Genomic DNA, 15071 nt, shown 5'->3' with positions numbered 1-15071 from the left:
GTGCACTGATTCGCAGTTAAGCCCTGAATCAGAAAGCTTGGTTCTCGTTCGGACGGCAACCGAATATAAGAAAAACGCGGCAAGGCCGGCCACATTGTCACCCGCTACCAATACGACAGCGACAACCGCCTGGTGCGCGTCGAAACCCCGCAAGGCGCCACTCATTACCGCTACGACGCCCTGGGCCGGTGCATCGCCAAGCACACCGCGCAAGGCGAAACCCGTTTTCAATACGACGGCCCGCGCCTGCTGGCGGAAACCGATCACCAGCGCAGCCGCACCTATCTATTCGAACCCGGCAGCTTCCGGACCTTGGCGCTGCACGAACAGGACAACACCCAAGCCAGCGGGAATGCCTCTACCACTACCATCTGGATCATCTCGGCATTCATCAAGGCTAGCCAGAATTAAAGTCTTTTTCGTAAAATTTCACCAATCTCCTCATCCGCCAACACAATCGGATTGGTCTGCATGCTGCTGCCGCGCGCATTGGCGATGACGTGCGGGAAGTCGGCCTCGGTAATACCGTAGACGCTAAGACGGTCCAGTTTCAGCCTATTACTCCAGTCGGCCAGCAGCGCGATCAATGCGTCGCGGGCCAATTGGTCGTCTAGTTCGTTTTGGCCGCTTAGTAACCGGCCGACTGCGGCGTATTTGGCGAGGGCCGGATTGGCCGGTTCGCGGGCTTGCATTGCGCGGATGTTGACGTCGGTTGCGACAGCGACTAGCGTGCCGCATACCACGCCGTGCGGGATCGGGAAGAAGGCGCCCAGGGGGGATGCCAAGCCGTGCACGGAACCCAAGCCCACTTGTGCCAACGTGATGCCGGACAACAGCGCGGCGTAAGCCATCGCAGCGCGGCCTTCGCCGGCTTCCGGTTCGGCTCCGTGCCAGGCTGCGAAAAAGCCGTCTTTGACGGCCTGCATGCCACTCCAGGCCAACGCGTCGGTGAACGGATTGGCCTTGGCCGAGACGTAGGATTCCAGCAATTGCGTCAATGCGTCCATGCCGTCGGCGGCGAGTAGTGCCGGCGAACAGCTGGCCAACAAGTCCGGGTCGAGGATGGCGTATTCTGGTACCAGGCATTCGTCGCGGAACGATTTTTTGAAGCCTTGCGGGCCTTGCACACTGAGCACCGAATTTTTGGTGGCTTCGCTGCCGGTGCCGGCGGTGGTCGGCACCGCGATGAACGGTGTGCTGGGGCCGCGATACGGTTTGTTGCGGCCTACGCCTTCCAAATAATCCATCACCGAGTCACCACTGGGGAGCAAGCCGGCGATGGCCTTGGCGGCATCCAATACGCTGCCGCCGCCAATAGCGACCACGACTTCGATATGCTCGTTACGGAATTGGTCCACCGTGTCGTCGATCAATTGCGGCGAGGGTTCGCCGGACACTATGCAATGCCGCCATTCGACGCCTTGCCCGGCCAAATCGTCAATAAAGCGTTGCCAGCGCTGCGTGCCGAAAAACGACTGCTTGCCTGTGACCAGCAGTGCTTTGCGGCCGTATCCGGCGATCAGCGCCGGCGCTTCGTTTAAACGGCTGCGGCCGAACAAAATCCTGGGCAAGCGGGCAATATAAAACGGTTTGAAAGCCTGCATGCTCAAGCCTCCGGAAACAAGGCTTTATATGGAACGCCTTGGCGCGGCTGGGCCATCCAGTCGGCGACCGCGTCGCGCCAGGCCAGATAATGTTCGGTTTGTTTGTGCGCCGCCGCATCTTCCGCGGTTGCGTAGACTTCGTACAGGATAAACTGGCTGGGGTTGTCCGGGACTTGCAGTACATCGAAGCGGCGGTTGCCGGATTCCCGTACCGAAGCTAAATGGTTCAAGCGGGTGGCGGCGATGAAGTCGTCGATATGCTCGGGTTTGACGTGGACGTGAACGAGGGTAACGTGCATGGCTTAACGAATGAAGAAGTGATACCAGCCGCTAAGCATAGGCCAAAACTGGCGGCGATGGCAATGCTAGGCTGGGTATTAGGGTTTTGGGCGAACTCTAATTTGCAGGCTGCCCAAGCCCCGATCTTGCAATAATTTTGAATACGGTTGTTTGTGGATCCTTTGATCGAATCCTTACGCCAACTACGGACGTCTATGGCAGAATGTATTCATTTATGTTTTTTAAGGGATGATCGTATGTTGTTAACCAGAATACTGCCGATTTTGTTTGCTTCCATCCTGGCGTCGTGTGCGGATGTGCCCGAGCAGCCGGCCCCACCACCGCCTACTGTTGTTGAGTTGACGCTAAACAGCACCGCTTCTATTAACCCCGATGCCGACGGTAAGGCGTCGCCGGTGGTGCTAAGAATCTATGAGTTACGAGAGCAAAGCGGTTTTAACGGTGCCGATTTTTTTGCCATATTCGATAAAGAGCAGGCCACATTGGGCGCGGATTTGGTACGTAAGCAAGAGTTGGTGTTAAAACCCGGCGAGAATAAAACCTTGCGGATCGAACCAGCCGCCGATACCCGGATACTGGGTTTTTTCGCGGCTTTTCGTAAACTGGATAATGCCGGCTGGCGCACGTTGACCGAGTTGAAGGCGCATCAGAACAATGCGGTTGTACTGAAACTGGATGCGAATGCTTTAACCGTCACCAATACGCCAACCGAGCCACCGCCCCCCGCACCTAAGGAAGACTAACCGAAGAAAAAATTTGCGGGACTATGGGTTGCCAAATCCTTAGTCCCTGATCGTTGAAAGTGCTTAAAAAATCGGCACGACCAGCACAAATACGAACGCTACTACCGTCCAAATCACGATCTTGGTTTTTAAAGGGGTGTGGCGCCACAGGGTTTTCAGTTCATCTCGCATAGCTTGCAAGCGTTCTTCGGCGGCGCGAATGCGTTTAAACGCGCCTTTTAGCGTCTGGCTTTCCTGTTTTTGCTGTTCTTCATACAGCAATTCGTCGAGCTGGGAATAGAACACATCGCAATGCGGACACTTAAACTCCTCGCCTAATCTGGGCTGGCCGCATTGCGGGCAGTTTTTCATGCTAACTCCTTAGAAACTCGCTTGCCTTGATGGCCCCCATCAAGGCAATGCGGGAAAAATTTACGCAGCGATACCGTTATGTCTGAGCAGGGCGTCGATATTGGGTTCGCGGCCGCGGAAGTTTTTGAATAGTGTCATCGCGTCGCTACTGCCACCTTGCTCCAGGATGTTGTGCAAGAACGCCTCGCCTGTGGTTTGGTCGAAGATACCTTTTTCTTCAAACAAGGAAAACGCGTCCGCCGATAACACTTCCGCCCATTTGTAGCTATAGTATCCGGCCGCGTAACCGCCGGCGAAAATATGCGAAAAGCTGTGGGCGAAGCGGTTGAAGTCCGGGACCTTGACTACGGCCACTTGATCGCGCACCTGTTTCAGGATGCTGTAAATCTGGCCGCCCTTGGCCGGGTCGTAATGTTGGTGCATCTTGAAATCGAATAAGCTAAATTCCAATTGGCGCACCATCATCATGCCGGCTTGGAAGTTCTTGGCGGCCAGCATTTTGTCGTACAAGGCATCGGGCAGAGGTTCGCCGGTTTGGTAATGGCCGGAGATCAGGCCCAGTGCTTCTTTTTCCCAGCACCAGTTTTCCATGAACTGGCTGGGCAGTTCCACCGCATCCCATTCGACGCCATTGATACCGGATACGCCAAGATGATCGATTTGGGTCAACATATGATGTAGGCCATGGCCGAACTCGTGAAACAGGGTTTCTACTTCGTCGTGCGTCAGCAAAGCCGGGTCGTTGCCGGTCGGTGGGGTAAAGTTGCAAGTCAGGTAAGCCACTGGTGTTTGCAATTCGTCGCCTATTTTTTTGCGGCAGACACAATCATCCATCCAGGCGCCACCACGTTTTTTGGCGCGGGCGTATAAGTCCAGGAAGAAGCGACCGCGCAATTGGCCGTTTTTATCCAGGATTTGGTAAAAGCGCGCGTCTGGGTGCCAGGTGTCGAAATCTTTGATTTCACTGATTTGCAAGCCGTAGAGTTTCTCGACTATGGCAAACAGGCCGGGTACGGCCTTGCTGTCGGGGAAATAGGCTTTCACTTCTTCTTGCGATAGTTGGTAGAAATGCTGACGCATTTTTTCCGAGTAATAACCGATGTCCCAAGCTTGCAAGTCGTTTAGGCCGTGTTCGGCGGCGGCAAACTCTTTTAGTTCGGTCAAATCTCGGCGGGCCTGGCGCCAGGATTTGTCGGCCAGGTCTTCCAAAAACTTCACGACGTCGTCGGTAGATTTGGCCATTTTGGTGGCCAGCGAATATTCGGCGTAGTTGTTAAAGCCTAGCAGTTGGGCTTTTTCGTGGCGCAAGGCCAGAATTTGCTCCATGATCTCCGAGTTGTCCCATCGGCCGGCATGTGGACCTTGATCGGAGGCGCGGGTGCAAAAGGCTTCGTAGTGTTCGCGGCGCAGTTCCCGATTATCAGCGTAGGTCATTACCGCCAGGTAGGATGGAAATTGCAGATTGATCAGCCAACCCTCCTTGCCTTCCGCTTCGGCGGCTTGTTTGGCTTGTGCCAGGGCCGATTCCGGCAGGCCCGCCAAGTCGGCGATATGGGTAATCTGCTTGTGCCAGGCATTGGTGGCATCCAGCAGATTTTCTTCGTACTGGCTGGCCAGCTTGGATAATTGCTGATTGATGTCTTTGTAGCGAGCTTGTTGCTCGGTAGGCAAGTCCACGCCGGATAAATGAAAATCGCGCAGGGCGTTATTGACGATTTTTTGTTGGGCACGGTCGAGTTCGGCAAAGTCGGCGCTGTCGTGGATGGCCTGATAAGCCTCGTATAAAGCCCGGTTCTGGCCGGTTTCGGTGGCATATTCGCTGAGTTTGCCCAGGCAGGCATTGTAGGCGTCGCGCATCGCTTCGCTGTTGACCACCGAATTCATGTGGCTGACCGGCGACCACGCTTTGTTGAGGCGGTCCTCGGCGGCTTCGATGGGCTCGATCAGGTTTTGCCAGGTGTAAGGGCCGCCGGCTTCCAGCTGGCGTGCGATGGTTTGCCGGGCGTCGCTCAGCAACTGATTGATCGCAGGTTCTACGTGTTCGGGCAGGATTTTAGAAAATTGCGGCAGTTCGGTGTTTTCTAGCAAGGGATTGGTCATGTCGGCAGCCAGTCTGATATGAATATCGGGATGATTAGGATAATAAATGCATGGCGGCGTTGACCCGGTTTTGGGCTTTTTTCAACACCATCAAGGAAAAGTCAGGATTCAGTTTACCGTGATTTAGTTTGCTGTAAGCCGGAATCGAGTTGATATAAGGCAGATCCCGGGCATTGCCGGAACCGAAATAGCTGTGCAATTTGGCGAGGATGACGATGTCGGTCATCGTTAGTTCCGGGCCGCTGTCGTACAGCCAGTTTTCTGCTTGATGCGGAATGTTGCCCAGTTGTTCGGGAAATCCGAGGGTATGCAGCATCAGCACACCTACCGGGCCGCGCAAATAGGGCAGCGCGGTTTTTAGTTCCTGAAAGCTGGGGCCGCCGTCGGGAAATTGTTCGGCAAAATGCAGTAAGGGAATCGCGCCGATGTCGGCAATCAAACCGCCCAGCAGGGCGTCCTCCGGGTTGATGTTGCTGCACTCCTGTGCCAACACGAAGCTTAAACTTGAGACATACAGGCTGTTTTTCCATAATGTCTGCATGCCTTTCATGAGTTCCGGGTCGGTGCAGCTGAATAATTGTTTCATGCTGATGCCCATCACCAGATTCCGCGTCGCATTCAGGCCGATGCGGGCTACCGCGTCATGGCAATTGTTGATCGGTATTTCTGTGGCATACAAGGGGCTGTTCGCCACCTGGATTAATTTTGCCACGATAGGCGGGTCCAGTTGAATAATGTCAGCGGCCCCACGGATACCGATGTCTTTTTGCACCGCATCTTTCAGTTTCAGTGCTACGTCAGGTAAGGAGGGCAGGCGGAGTTTGTTTTCCCGATAGGCTTGGGCGAAGCTGTTGAAGAAGCGGCTGCCATTAATCGGTTCCGGCAGTTGAATATCGACCAGCTCCACGCAATTGGCGCTTTCCTGGCTTTTATCCGTCCACAAACGGTTGAGTTGGATAGGGATTTCCAAAATGCGCACATCGCTGAGCGCCGTGGCGGTAGCGCCGCAGCGGCTACCGCTGTTCAGCGGCAGATTGGCTAACGTGGAATCGGCGTCGATTTGATAGCGGCTAGCACTATCCGGCTGCATAGACAGTTGTCCGGCCAACAAATACAGGACGCTGCTGGTCGGTTGCCCCAGGGTAAAAATAATCGCCCCCTTGGCGTAGGCCAAACTGAGATGCGGCAATGAGCTTAAGGCGGCGTCATCCAGATCACGCAAGGGAGCGAATTTTTTCAGTTGTGCGACTGTAAGAGTTTGCTGATGGGTGGTGTTGGGTTTGGATGCCGCGCTGTCGGTTGGCTGACTATACGGTTGTTCAGCGCCAGATGTCACTGCTCTCGGGGTTGACTTTTTGGCGGCGGTATTTTTTTCCAGTAGCTTGGAAAACCAGTTCATCTTATGTCCTGAAAAAGTTTATGGCCTCGGCAATTTGTTGTTTTGCGTCCTGTAGTGCTTTCAGCGACATGTCTGGCGTCAGTGCGCTATCGTCCAGTTTTTGAAAGGCAGGCAAGGTGTTGAGTGGCGGCAGTTTTTGGGTGTTGGCACCGCCGAGTTGGCTGTGAAATTTGGCTAACAAAACGACGTCATACAACTGCAAACCCTGGCCGTCGTCGAAGTACCAATTTGTGGTATTGACGGGAATTTGCTGAAAACTATCGGGGAAATGCCATTTTTTCAAAATATAGGTGCCTAACAAACCTTGCAGACAGGCGATGCTGGCCTGTAATTCTTCTTCGGTATACTTTGAAATATCAAGGCTTTCGGCAAAGGTGACGATAGGTAAAGCACCAATATTGTGAATTAACCCGGCCAGTAAGGCTTCGTCGGCGTTTACTTTTCGGGTTAGTCCGGCCAAGGTGTGGCTGAGGCTGGCAATCTGGATGCTTTGTTTCCAAAGTGTCTGAATAATGTTGTTCAATTGCCGGTTGCGGCTTCTGAACAACTGGTGCAGGCTGATGCTGGTCACCAGGTTTTGCGTGGTTTTAAAGCCTAGCCGATTCACTGCATCATGACTGCTGGTGATCGGGTTGCTGCCACGGTAGATCGGGCTATTGGCCACCTGAATCAGTTTGGAGGATATAACCGGGTCCAGGTTTAAAATCTTCACCGCATCGGCGATGCTGATGTCTTTTTGCAAGGCGCTGCGCAAACGCAAGGCAACATCCGGTAGGCTGGGAACATGCAGATTGTCGGCTCTGAACGCATCGCAAAAGCTGTCGAAAAAAAAGCTGTCTCGCAGCTTGGGCGGAATGCTCTCCGGGTTGATCAGCGGATTGTTGATGGGTTTGCTGCTGCGCTGCAAGTTGGACAGCGGCATGTAGATGATTTGGGTCGGTGATTTGGCAATCGCGCTGAAGGCGTGTTCGCCGGATGTTGCCAGCGGATAACAGGCTTTAAAAGTATCGGCTTCGACCGTATAACCGGCGCCATTATTCGCTTCCAGATAGACGTTGCCGGTGTACAGATAGCTTAATTGTTCGGCCTCGGCGCCGCGGTTAAATATGATGTCGCCGGGGTTGAAGTTCCGCATGGTCACCGGTATTGCCAACAAGTCCGCCGCCGGCAAGTCCCCCAGCGGGATGAGCTTTTGCAGGTAGCTCAAGGGCAATTGGTTGACGGTTGCTGCGGGGGGGCTGCTCTCTGTCGGCGTTTTGTCCGGTGATTTTTTTAAAAATTTCCAGATCATGCGGCTAGGACGAAAAGATGCTCAATGCTTCGTGAATTTTAGTTTTGGCATCGTGCAAGATTGCCAGCGTATTTTCCGGAGACAAAGAGAAGTTTTTCAATTTGGCCGCGGCGGGGATGGCGGTAATCGCCGGCAGATCGGCGGTGGCTTTTTTGCCGATCAAGGCATGGAGTCTGGACAGGACTACTATATCGGTCACCGTCAAGGTATCGCCGCTGTTTTGAAACCAGTCGCTGGACGACTTGGCCACGTCGATGAATTCTTCGGCAAAATCCCATTCTTTCAACACCACGGCGCCGACCGGGCCTTTGATGATGGGCATGGCTTCCATGATTTCGGCGTCGTTATGGTATTCGGGTGGTAAGTTGGCGGTAAAACTCAGAAAGGGAATCACGCCGATGTCGCAGACCAATCCGGCCAGTAAGGCATTCTCAGGATTTTGCTGCATGCTGTGGCTGGCCAGCACATGGCTCAGGCCGGACAGATAAAGGCTTTGCTTCCACAGATCTTCCAAATGATTTTTAATCAGCGGCGATTTGCTTTTGAAAATCTGCTTCATACTCAGCGCGGTTACCAGGTTGCGCGTGGCATTCAAGCCGATACGCACGACAGCGTCCTTACAGTTTTTCGCGGGTACGTTGGTTAGATATAGTGGACAATTGGCAACTTCGATCAATTTGGCGGAGATGGCCGGATCCAGCTGGATGATCTTGACTGCTTCGTCGATGTTGACATCTCTTTGGATGGCTTTGCGCAAATTGATCGCCACTTCAGGCAGCGAGGGGATTTCTATCTCGTGGTCGTTATTCTCAAAGTGTTCGACGAATAAGCTCAATAGCCGGTTGTCATGCAAACCTTCCGGAATGGACAATTTGCCGTGGTCTTGGCGGCTCGGCGTCAGCATGATTTTCAGGGATACCCGCAACAGGTCTATCTCGGTTTTGGCGGTCGCGGTGGCGGTGTGCTTGATACCGCTGCATATCGGGAATTTGGCTTGTGCGCTGCCTGCCGATATTTCATAGCTTTTGCCGTTGTGGTCGGCCAGGATCACTGTGCCGCGCAACAAATACATTGCGCAAGTCGCCTGCTGATTGACGCTGAACAAGGTGCTGCCGGCTGGCAGGGTTTCGACGTGATTTTCAGTGGCGAAAGTTTGTAATATCTCGTCGCTTAAATTCCTGATGGGGAATAACTGTTTTAGAGTTTCCGGCGTAATGCGTTGCCCACCGCTCTGCGGTTTGCCTTTAGCTTGGGATTTTTCAAAAAAAGCTCTAATTCCACTCATAGTATTCCAGTAAACGTTAATGGCGGGCGGTTTGGGGAGATTGTTACCATGGACATCGCCCCGGTCAATAATTTCATCCGTTCGTGTTGTGCAATTCTCTTTCGGCGTTTAACAGGCCAATTACGGGCGATGTGTGCGGACGCACGCCTCGCCAAATAAAGAACGCTTCGGCGGCCTGCTCTACCAACATGCCCAAGCCGTCCAGGCTGTGCGCGGCGTTATTCGCCAAGCCCCATGTCACAAATGCGGTGGCTTGGTTGGCATAAGCCAGATCGTAGCAACTACCGCCCGCTTTCAACAGCGCGGCGGGCAAGGGCGGCAAATCGCCGCTGAGGCTGGCCGACGTGGCGTTGATGATCAAATCGAATTGGCGATCTATAAGATTAGCGTAATCGCAAGCTTGCACCGCGCCTAGTTCCGCGAAGTCCTCGGCAATAGCTTGGGCTTTGCCCGCATTGCGATTGACGATGACCAATGTCGATGGCCGTTGTTCCAGTAGGGGAGGGACGATGCCGCGTGTGGCGCCTCCTGCCCCTAGAATCAAAATCTTGGCGTCCTTCAGCGTGATGGCATGGTTTATTGTTAAGTCGTTAAGCAAGCCGATGCCGTCGGTGTTGTCGCCCAAAATGCTGTCATCCGCTTGGCGGACTAAGGTGTTGACGGCTTTTGCTTGACGAGCGCGCTCTGTCAGTTGGTCGGCATATTGCCAAGCCAGTTCCTTGAGCGGGACGGTGCAATTCAGGCCTTTGCCGCCTTCGGTGAAAAAATGGGTGGTAGCCGCTGCAAAAGTTTCCGCAGGGACCTCCTGGGCGACGTAGTCCATGAGTTGGCCGGTTTGCTCGGCAAATAATTTATGGATGCGCGGTGATTTACTGTGGCTGATCGGTTGGCCGAATACCGCGTAATTATCAATTTTCATCATCGGTACTGTATTTGCTGCGCCAATATTCCCAGAGGAAGGTGCAGGCTGTCACCAGCACACCCAGTCCTATACTGATAGGCATAAAGTTCTCAAAATAGGCGACGATCAGCGCGCAGGTCGCGAGGAAAAAGCCGAGTAAGCTGTATTGCCAGCCGATGCGTATGCCATCCAGCATCGTCGCCAAGGCCAGGATCAACAAAATCACCAAGCTGGCGCTTCTGTCGGACAACTCTTCGGATTTGTTAAGCAATGCGGCGGCTATCACCACAACCAGTGTATGCAGCCAATGCAGGCCTTGGGCTTTGACGATGTCGCCAAAGTCGTTGTCGTTGGTTCTGGTTTGCAGCCAGGACACGAAAATAGATAGCATGCCAAACACGATCACCATAAATAACCAATAGCCATAGCCATCGTGCGGGTTGAATTCAGTGATAGCGATGCCTAACAGCGACAAAACGACCAGTAGGATAAATACCGCCTGTTCCAGGCCGAAGTAACGTCGGCGCTGTTCAGGCGGTTCGTCGGTCGAGTTGTTGTCATCGAAATCTAGGTCGTCGTTCATGCCGAGTCCATTTGTGTAGTTGTTATTGTTGTTTTAGCCACTGGGCAGCGGATTTGGCGTAGTAAGTCAGTATGGCGTCGCAGCCGGCACGCTTGAATGCTAGCAGGGATTCCATCACCACTTGTTGTTCGTTTAGCCAGCCGTTTTGCGATGCCGCTTTCAGCATCGCATATTCGCCGCTGACCTGATAGGCAAAGGTCGGTACGCCGAATTGATCCTTGGCGCGGCGGATGATGTCCAGATAGGGCATGCCGGGTTTGACCATGATCATATCGGCGCCTTCGCGTAAATCCAGAGCAATTTCCCGCAAGGCTTCATCGGAATTGGCCGGATCCATTTGATAGCTGTATTTATTGCCGCCGCCGAGATTACCGGCTGAGCCAACCGCATCGCGGAACGGGCCGTAGAAGCTGGAGGCGTATTTGGCCGAATAGGCCAGAATTCGGGTGTTGCTATGGCCATGCGATTCCAGGGCGGTTCTGATTGCACCGATGCGGCCGTCCATCATGTCGGAAGGGGCGACGATGTCGGCGCCGGCTTCGGCATGCGACAAGGCCTGTTTGCAGAGAACTTCAACAGTTTCGTCGTTGACGACGTAGCCTTGGTCGTTTAGCAATCCATCCTGGCCGTGTGAAGTAAAAGGGTCTAGCGCCACATCGGTGATTACCCCCAATTCCGGCAGCGCATCTTTCAAAGCCCGAACGCAACGTTGTGCCAGGCCGTGAGGGTTATAAGCTTCTTCCGCGCTTAAGGATTTTTTGTCCGGATCGGTCACCGGGAATAGGGCAATGGCGGGTACGCCCAGATTTAATAAGGTTTCGGCTTCGCGTAGCACCAGGTCGATGGATAATCTATTGACGCCCGGCATGGAAGCGACGGCTTCTTGTTTATTATTGCCCTCGATAACAAATAGCGGGCAGATTAAGTCGTCGCTACTTAAGCGATTTTCCCGCATCAACCGTCGGGAAAATGCCTGATAACGCATCCGGCGCATCCGGGTGGCCGGGAAAAAGTCGTTAGGGTATGACATCTCTTCCATAGTAATATAGTGGGGTACTTGCCGGCCCCGTGGGCTGGCTAGAATCTGGAGCCGGTTTAGTGCTTCGGCCTTTATTTTAGCAGTGTATCGAATGAAGGCGGTTGAAATTAGCCGGCGATACTTTTTTGAGATGGTTTTTATGAATATCAAACGTCATATGCATTTTATATTTGTAGTGGTTTTTAGCTTGTTTGTCGGCATGTTTTTGTCTTTGCCTGCTGCCGCGGCTGATCTGAGCGAGCCGCAACGCACTATTGAGGAGGCGTCCAACAAGTTGAAGCAACGCTTGCAGGATCCTGCATTTCCACACGATTTCCAAAAAATCAATGCCTTCGTCCAGGAAGTGATTTATCCAAATGTGGATTTCGATCTGATTTCTTCGCTAGTGTTGGGGAAAATGTGGAAGGATGCTTCCCCGGCCGAAAAAGAAAGCTTTAAAAAAGAGTTTCAGGTGTTGTTGATCAGGACCTATTCCCGAGCTTTCTTTGAATTTAAAGATTGGTCCGTGCGGTTTTTGCCGATCACCCCGGAAGAAGACGAAAGAAAAGTTCTGATCAAAACCGAAGTGCTGCAACCCGGGTTGCAGCCTATCGCTGTTAACTATCGGATGCTGAACGTCAAAGGCCAATGGAAAGCTTACGACATCATGATCGAAGGCGTAAGTTTGGTGACCAACTATCGCACCAGCTTCAAAAACGAAGTGGAGCGCACCGGTTCGTTGCAAGAGGTTATCAACCAATTGGCCAAGCGTAATACCGAAGCGTTAAACAGCAAGAATAATTCATAAGTTTTTCCCCTTCTTAAATGTTCCCGGTTGTGCTGTTCACGGCAGCCGGGAATCGCCATCTGTATGCAATCCGCTAAAGACTCTCTGTACGCCAGTCCGCTGGGCGAAATTGGCGCTTTTTCCTTCGACGAAGCTGTCGTCAAAGTCTTTCCAGACATGATCCAGCGCTCGGTTCCCGGTTACAGCACCATCATCTCGGCTATCGGTTTATTGGCGGCACGCTTTGCCAAGGAAGATAGCGTTTGCTACGATTTGGGCTGCTCGTTGGGGGCGGCGACCTTGGCTATGCATCAGCAAATCACCACTAAGAATTGCCGAATCGTTGCTGTGGATTGTTCGGCTGCAATGGTTCAGCAATGCCGACAAAATCTGTCGGGTGTGTCCGGCGGAGCCGAGATAGAAATCGTCTGTGCTGATATTCGCGACATGGCGATTAGCAATGCCTCGGTGGTTGTGCTGAATTTTACGTTGCAGTTTATTCCGTTGGCTGATCGGCAGGCTTTTTTGACCACGATCTATCGCGGTTTGTTGCCGGGCGGGATTTTGATTTTGTCAGAAAAGCTGGCGTTCGACGATGCTCGACAGCAGGCTTTGCAGATTGATATGCATCATTTATTTAAAAAAGCCCAAGGCTATAGCGAGCTGGAAATCAGCCAAAAGCGCAGCGCCCTCGAGAATGTGTTGATACCGGAAGCCTTTGCTGCGCATCAACAGCGCCTGAAAGCGGCGGGGTTCGCCAGCGCGGAAGTTTGGTTTCAGTATTTCAACTTCGCTTCGATGATTGCATTGAAATGACGCTTTACGAAGGTCTTTATCAAACATTGGCGGCGGCCGGCGACGAAGTCTGGGTAAACCGTTTGCCTGAGCAATTGGCGGCGGCTTTTGCGGATTCGTCGCATGGCGATCTAAAGCGCTGGCAACAGGCAGTAGAGGATTTGCCGGACTTGATGCCGTCCAGTGTCGATTTGTTGGAGAGTGTCAGAATAGGTCAGGCAGAGGATATTTCCGAAGAGGTGCGGGCCGGTTTACGCGAACAATTGATGCAGCTGCATCCTTGGCGGAAAGGGCCTTATCGGATATTTGGCATCGACATCGATACCGAATGGCGCTCGGATTGGAAATGGAATAGGCTGAAAGAACAGATTGCACCACTACGGAATCGACTGGTTTTGGATGTCGGGTGTGGCAATGGTTATCATTGTTGGCGCACGCTCGGTGCGGGAGCGAGACTGGTGGTTGGCATTGACCCTACTTTGCTCAGCGTGATGCAGTTTCAGGCTATCCGTAAGCTGCACGGCGAAGCGCCGATTTATCTATTGCCGCTGGGGATAGAAGATGTGCCGCCCAACATGGGGTTGTTCGATACGGTGTTTTCGATGGGGGTGTTGTATCACCGTCGCTCGCCTATCGATCATTTGCTGGAATTAAAGGGCTGTTTGCGTTCGGGCGGCGAATTGATTTTGGAGACTCTGGTGGTTGAAGGCAATTCGGAACAAGTGTTGGTGCCGGAGGGGCGTTATGCGCAAATGCGCAATGTGTGGTTTTTACCTAGCTGCGCAGCTTTGATGTTATGGATGCGTCGTTGCGGATTTAAAAATATTCGCCTAGCCGATGTTTCCAAAACCTCTGTCGAGGAGCAACGCAGTACCGAATGGATGCGGTTTCATTCTTTGGCGGAATTTTTGGATCCGCATACTCCGGATTTGACTTGCGAAGGCTTGCCGGCGCCGGTTCGGGCGGTGATTGTGGCTAGCGTCGACTAATCAGCGGATTTTTGTTTTTGAATTGTAAAATTGAAAGAAAGGGCTAAGATTGCCTAGCCCACAAGATCAGCTGATTTTTCATGAGCTGATTCGTCCGGGCGTTCTTTATTTATCTTAAGTCGGAGAAAATCCATGAAAAAGTTATTTATGCTTTTAATGCTGTGTTCTTTTGTCGTTTTGGCCGATCCTATCAATATCAACCAAGCTGATGCTGACACTATTGCCAAGACGCTGACCGGCATAGGTCCGAAGAAGGCCGAGGCCGTGGTCCAATACAGGAAGGAGCATGGTGATTTTAAATCATTGAAAGATCTGGAAAATGTGCCGGGAATTGGTGAGAAAACCATCCAGCAGAATGAAAAGAATATCTTGATTGGCGATCCTGCCCCCGCTACTGCAGTGAAAACCGATAAGCCAGAGAAGCCGGAAAAACCCCAAGAAGCCAAAAAATCAAAATAAGGCGACTGAGTTGGCGTGCTTGGGTTTGGCCTGCCAACTCATTTGAGTCTGTTTTGTCTGAAATACACACTCGTACATATTCGACGTCCGGGTGGTTTAGCCAAATGTCGAGCCGTTCCAGCCCCAAAAATCAGCCGGACAGTTACTGAACTCGATATATATCCGATCTTGAGGGATTGAAAGCCGGGTATTGAGCAATTGGCATATTGATGCGGACAAGTTTTTGGCTTGGCTACTGCTCAGGCCAATGCTCTTGCATTCCAGATATGCTAGGGGCGATGTGTTGCCGGCAAACAGCATGGCGTTGTGTTCCTCAATACTAATCATGACATAGCGCTCTGGTTTGCCTGTCTCTTTGGACACCAGTTGCGATAGCTCGCCTAGCAATTTTGATTTCAGTTCCTTGTCCAGCGTTGAGTTGGTGTTCAATTTTAAAAAGGGCATGATTAGTCTCCTGTTTTTTTAT

17 protein-coding genes are annotated in these 15071 nt (G+C 52.5%); 6 read left to right on the top strand and 11 right to left on the bottom strand.

The features are described 5' to 3' along the window. The first annotated feature begins 132 nt into the window (after positions 1-132). A complete protein-coding gene (locus G006_RS0113360; RefSeq protein ID WP_026147043.1) occupies positions 133-411 on the top strand; it encodes a hypothetical protein in 279 nt (92 codons plus the stop codon). On the opposite strand, the gene G006_RS0113355 is transcribed toward G006_RS0113360, so the two are convergent. Both G006_RS0113355 and G006_RS0113350 read right to left on the bottom strand, forming a co-directional pair. Next, positions 408-1604 (bottom strand): iron-containing alcohol dehydrogenase, encoded by a 1197-nt coding sequence (locus G006_RS0113355; protein WP_020483706.1) that lies wholly within the window; start codon positions 1602-1604, stop codon positions 408-410. The two genes, G006_RS0113360 and G006_RS0113355, sit on opposite strands and share 4 nt — an antisense overlap. A gap of 2 nt (positions 1605-1606) precedes the next feature. Continuing rightward, positions 1607-1903 (bottom strand): antibiotic biosynthesis monooxygenase, encoded by a 297-nt coding sequence (locus G006_RS0113350; RefSeq protein ID WP_026147042.1) that lies wholly within the window; start codon positions 1901-1903, stop codon positions 1607-1609. Between the two features lie 237 nt (positions 1904-2140). On the opposite strand from G006_RS0113350, the gene tssJ reads away from it, so the two are divergent. Continuing rightward, the gene (gene tssJ / locus G006_RS0113345; protein ID WP_020483703.1) at positions 2141-2647 is read left to right on the top strand and encodes a type VI secretion system lipoprotein TssJ; all 507 of its coding nucleotides are present in this window, start codon (positions 2141-2143) and stop codon (positions 2645-2647) included. A 63-nt stretch (positions 2648-2710) separates the two neighbouring features. Here the strand turns inward: tssJ and G006_RS0113340 are convergent, their stop codons facing one another. The 8 genes from G006_RS0113340 to hemB form a co-directional block, all read right to left on the bottom strand. Further along, positions 2711-2998, bottom strand: coding sequence for a hypothetical protein (locus G006_RS0113340; protein WP_020483702.1), 288 nt, complete (start codon positions 2996-2998; stop codon positions 2711-2713). A gap of 60 nt (positions 2999-3058) precedes the next feature. After that, a complete protein-coding gene (gene prlC, locus G006_RS0113335) occupies positions 3059-5098 on the bottom strand; it encodes an oligopeptidase A (protein WP_020483701.1) in 2040 nt (679 codons plus the stop codon). Between the two features lie 34 nt (positions 5099-5132). Further along, on the bottom strand, positions 5133-6497 hold the full coding sequence (locus G006_RS0113330; protein ID WP_020483700.1) for an HDOD domain-containing protein: 1365 nt from the start codon (positions 6495-6497) through the stop codon (positions 5133-5135). Between the two features lies 1 nt (position 6498). Continuing rightward, positions 6499-7788, bottom strand: a complete 1290-nt coding sequence (locus G006_RS0113325; RefSeq protein WP_020483699.1) for an HDOD domain-containing protein — start codon at positions 7786-7788, stop codon at positions 6499-6501. Between the two features lie 4 nt (positions 7789-7792). Further along, complete coding sequence (locus tag G006_RS0113320) at positions 7793-9073, bottom strand: HDOD domain-containing protein (protein WP_020483698.1); 1281 nt, start codon at positions 9071-9073, stop codon at positions 7793-7795. Positions 9074-9146: 73 nt separating this feature from the next. Further along, the gene (gene aroE / locus G006_RS0113315) at positions 9147-9995 is read right to left on the bottom strand and encodes a shikimate dehydrogenase (protein ID WP_026147041.1); all 849 of its coding nucleotides are present in this window, start codon (positions 9993-9995) and stop codon (positions 9147-9149) included. Continuing rightward, on the bottom strand, positions 9982-10557 hold the full coding sequence (locus G006_RS0113310; RefSeq protein WP_020483696.1) for a hypothetical protein: 576 nt from the start codon (positions 10555-10557) through the stop codon (positions 9982-9984). Before G006_RS0113310 ends, aroE begins: the two co-directional genes overlap by 14 nt. Positions 10558-10579: 22 nt before the next feature. After that, on the bottom strand, positions 10580-11596 hold the full coding sequence (hemB, locus tag G006_RS0113305; protein WP_020483695.1) for a porphobilinogen synthase: 1017 nt from the start codon (positions 11594-11596) through the stop codon (positions 10580-10582). 139 nt (positions 11597-11735) lie between these two features. Between hemB and G006_RS0113300 the strand changes: the two genes are divergently transcribed. From G006_RS0113300 to G006_RS0113285, 4 genes are all read left to right on the top strand, one after another. After that, positions 11736-12383 carry an MlaC/ttg2D family ABC transporter substrate-binding protein gene (locus tag G006_RS0113300; RefSeq protein WP_026147040.1) on the top strand — a complete coding sequence of 216 codons (648 nt, stop codon included), beginning with the start codon at positions 11736-11738 and terminating at the stop codon, positions 12381-12383. A 63-nt stretch (positions 12384-12446) separates the two neighbouring features. Then, positions 12447-13178 carry a carboxy-S-adenosyl-L-methionine synthase CmoA gene (cmoA, locus tag G006_RS0113295; RefSeq protein WP_020483693.1) on the top strand — a complete coding sequence of 244 codons (732 nt, stop codon included), beginning with the start codon at positions 12447-12449 and terminating at the stop codon, positions 13176-13178. After that, positions 13175-14146, top strand: a complete 972-nt coding sequence (gene cmoB / locus G006_RS0113290; RefSeq protein WP_020483692.1) for a tRNA 5-methoxyuridine(34)/uridine 5-oxyacetic acid(34) synthase CmoB — start codon at positions 13175-13177, stop codon at positions 14144-14146. The genes cmoA and cmoB overlap by 4 nt, the downstream gene beginning before the upstream one ends. Positions 14147-14278: 132 nt before the next feature. After that, positions 14279-14605, top strand: a complete 327-nt coding sequence (locus G006_RS0113285) for a ComEA family DNA-binding protein (protein ID WP_020483691.1) — start codon at positions 14279-14281, stop codon at positions 14603-14605. A 96-nt stretch (positions 14606-14701) separates the two neighbouring features. On the opposite strand, the gene G006_RS0113280 is transcribed toward G006_RS0113285, so the two are convergent. Continuing rightward, positions 14702-15049 carry a phenylpyruvate tautomerase MIF-related protein gene (locus tag G006_RS0113280; RefSeq protein ID WP_020483690.1) on the bottom strand — a complete coding sequence of 116 codons (348 nt, stop codon included), beginning with the start codon at positions 15047-15049 and terminating at the stop codon, positions 14702-14704. Positions 15050-15071 lie beyond the last annotated feature (22 nt).

Source organism: Methylomonas sp. MK1 (genome assembly GCF_000365425.1).
Classification (GTDB): Bacteria; Pseudomonadota; Gammaproteobacteria; order Methylococcales; family Methylomonadaceae; genus Methylomonas.
Note: the sequence above shows the minus strand (reverse complement) of the source record. Positions and strands in the feature narration are given on the sequence as shown.

Excerpts from the sequence above, each read along its gene's own strand:
- hemB (WP_020483695.1), bottom strand. The coding sequence starts at position 11,596 with ATGGAAGAGATGTCATACCCTAACGACTTTTTCCCGGCCACCCGGATG.
- G006_RS0113310 (WP_020483696.1), bottom strand. The coding sequence starts at position 10,557 with ATGAACGACGACCTAGATTTCGATGACAACAACTCGACCGACGAACCG.
- prlC (WP_020483701.1), bottom strand. The coding sequence starts at position 5,098 with ATGACCAATCCCTTGCTAGAAAACACCGAACTGCCGCAATTTTCTAAA.
- tssJ (WP_020483703.1), top strand. The coding sequence starts at position 2,141 with ATGTTGTTAACCAGAATACTGCCGATTTTGTTTGCTTCCATCCTGGCG.
- G006_RS0113350 (WP_026147042.1), bottom strand. The coding sequence starts at position 1,903 with ATGCACGTTACCCTCGTTCACGTCCACGTCAAACCCGAGCATATCGAC.
- G006_RS0113280 (WP_020483690.1), bottom strand. The coding sequence starts at position 15,049 with ATGCCCTTTTTAAAATTGAACACCAACTCAACGCTGGACAAGGAACTG.
- G006_RS0113325 (WP_020483699.1), bottom strand. The coding sequence starts at position 7,788 with ATGATCTGGAAATTTTTAAAAAAATCACCGGACAAAACGCCGACAGAG.
- G006_RS0113285 (WP_020483691.1), top strand. The coding sequence starts at position 14,279 with ATGAAAAAGTTATTTATGCTTTTAATGCTGTGTTCTTTTGTCGTTTTG.
- G006_RS0113355 (WP_020483706.1), bottom strand. The coding sequence starts at position 1,604 with ATGCAGGCTTTCAAACCGTTTTATATTGCCCGCTTGCCCAGGATTTTG.
- aroE (WP_026147041.1), bottom strand. The coding sequence starts at position 9,995 with ATGATGAAAATTGATAATTACGCGGTATTCGGCCAACCGATCAGCCAC.
- G006_RS0113330 (WP_020483700.1), bottom strand. The coding sequence starts at position 6,497 with ATGAACTGGTTTTCCAAGCTACTGGAAAAAAATACCGCCGCCAAAAAG.
- G006_RS0113320 (WP_020483698.1), bottom strand. The coding sequence starts at position 9,073 with ATGAGTGGAATTAGAGCTTTTTTTGAAAAATCCCAAGCTAAAGGCAAA.
- G006_RS0113300 (WP_026147040.1), top strand. The coding sequence starts at position 11,736 with ATGAATATCAAACGTCATATGCATTTTATATTTGTAGTGGTTTTTAGC.
- cmoA (WP_020483693.1), top strand. The coding sequence starts at position 12,447 with ATGCAATCCGCTAAAGACTCTCTGTACGCCAGTCCGCTGGGCGAAATT.
- cmoB (WP_020483692.1), top strand. The coding sequence starts at position 13,175 with ATGACGCTTTACGAAGGTCTTTATCAAACATTGGCGGCGGCCGGCGAC.
- G006_RS0113340 (WP_020483702.1), bottom strand. The coding sequence starts at position 2,998 with ATGAAAAACTGCCCGCAATGCGGCCAGCCCAGATTAGGCGAGGAGTTT.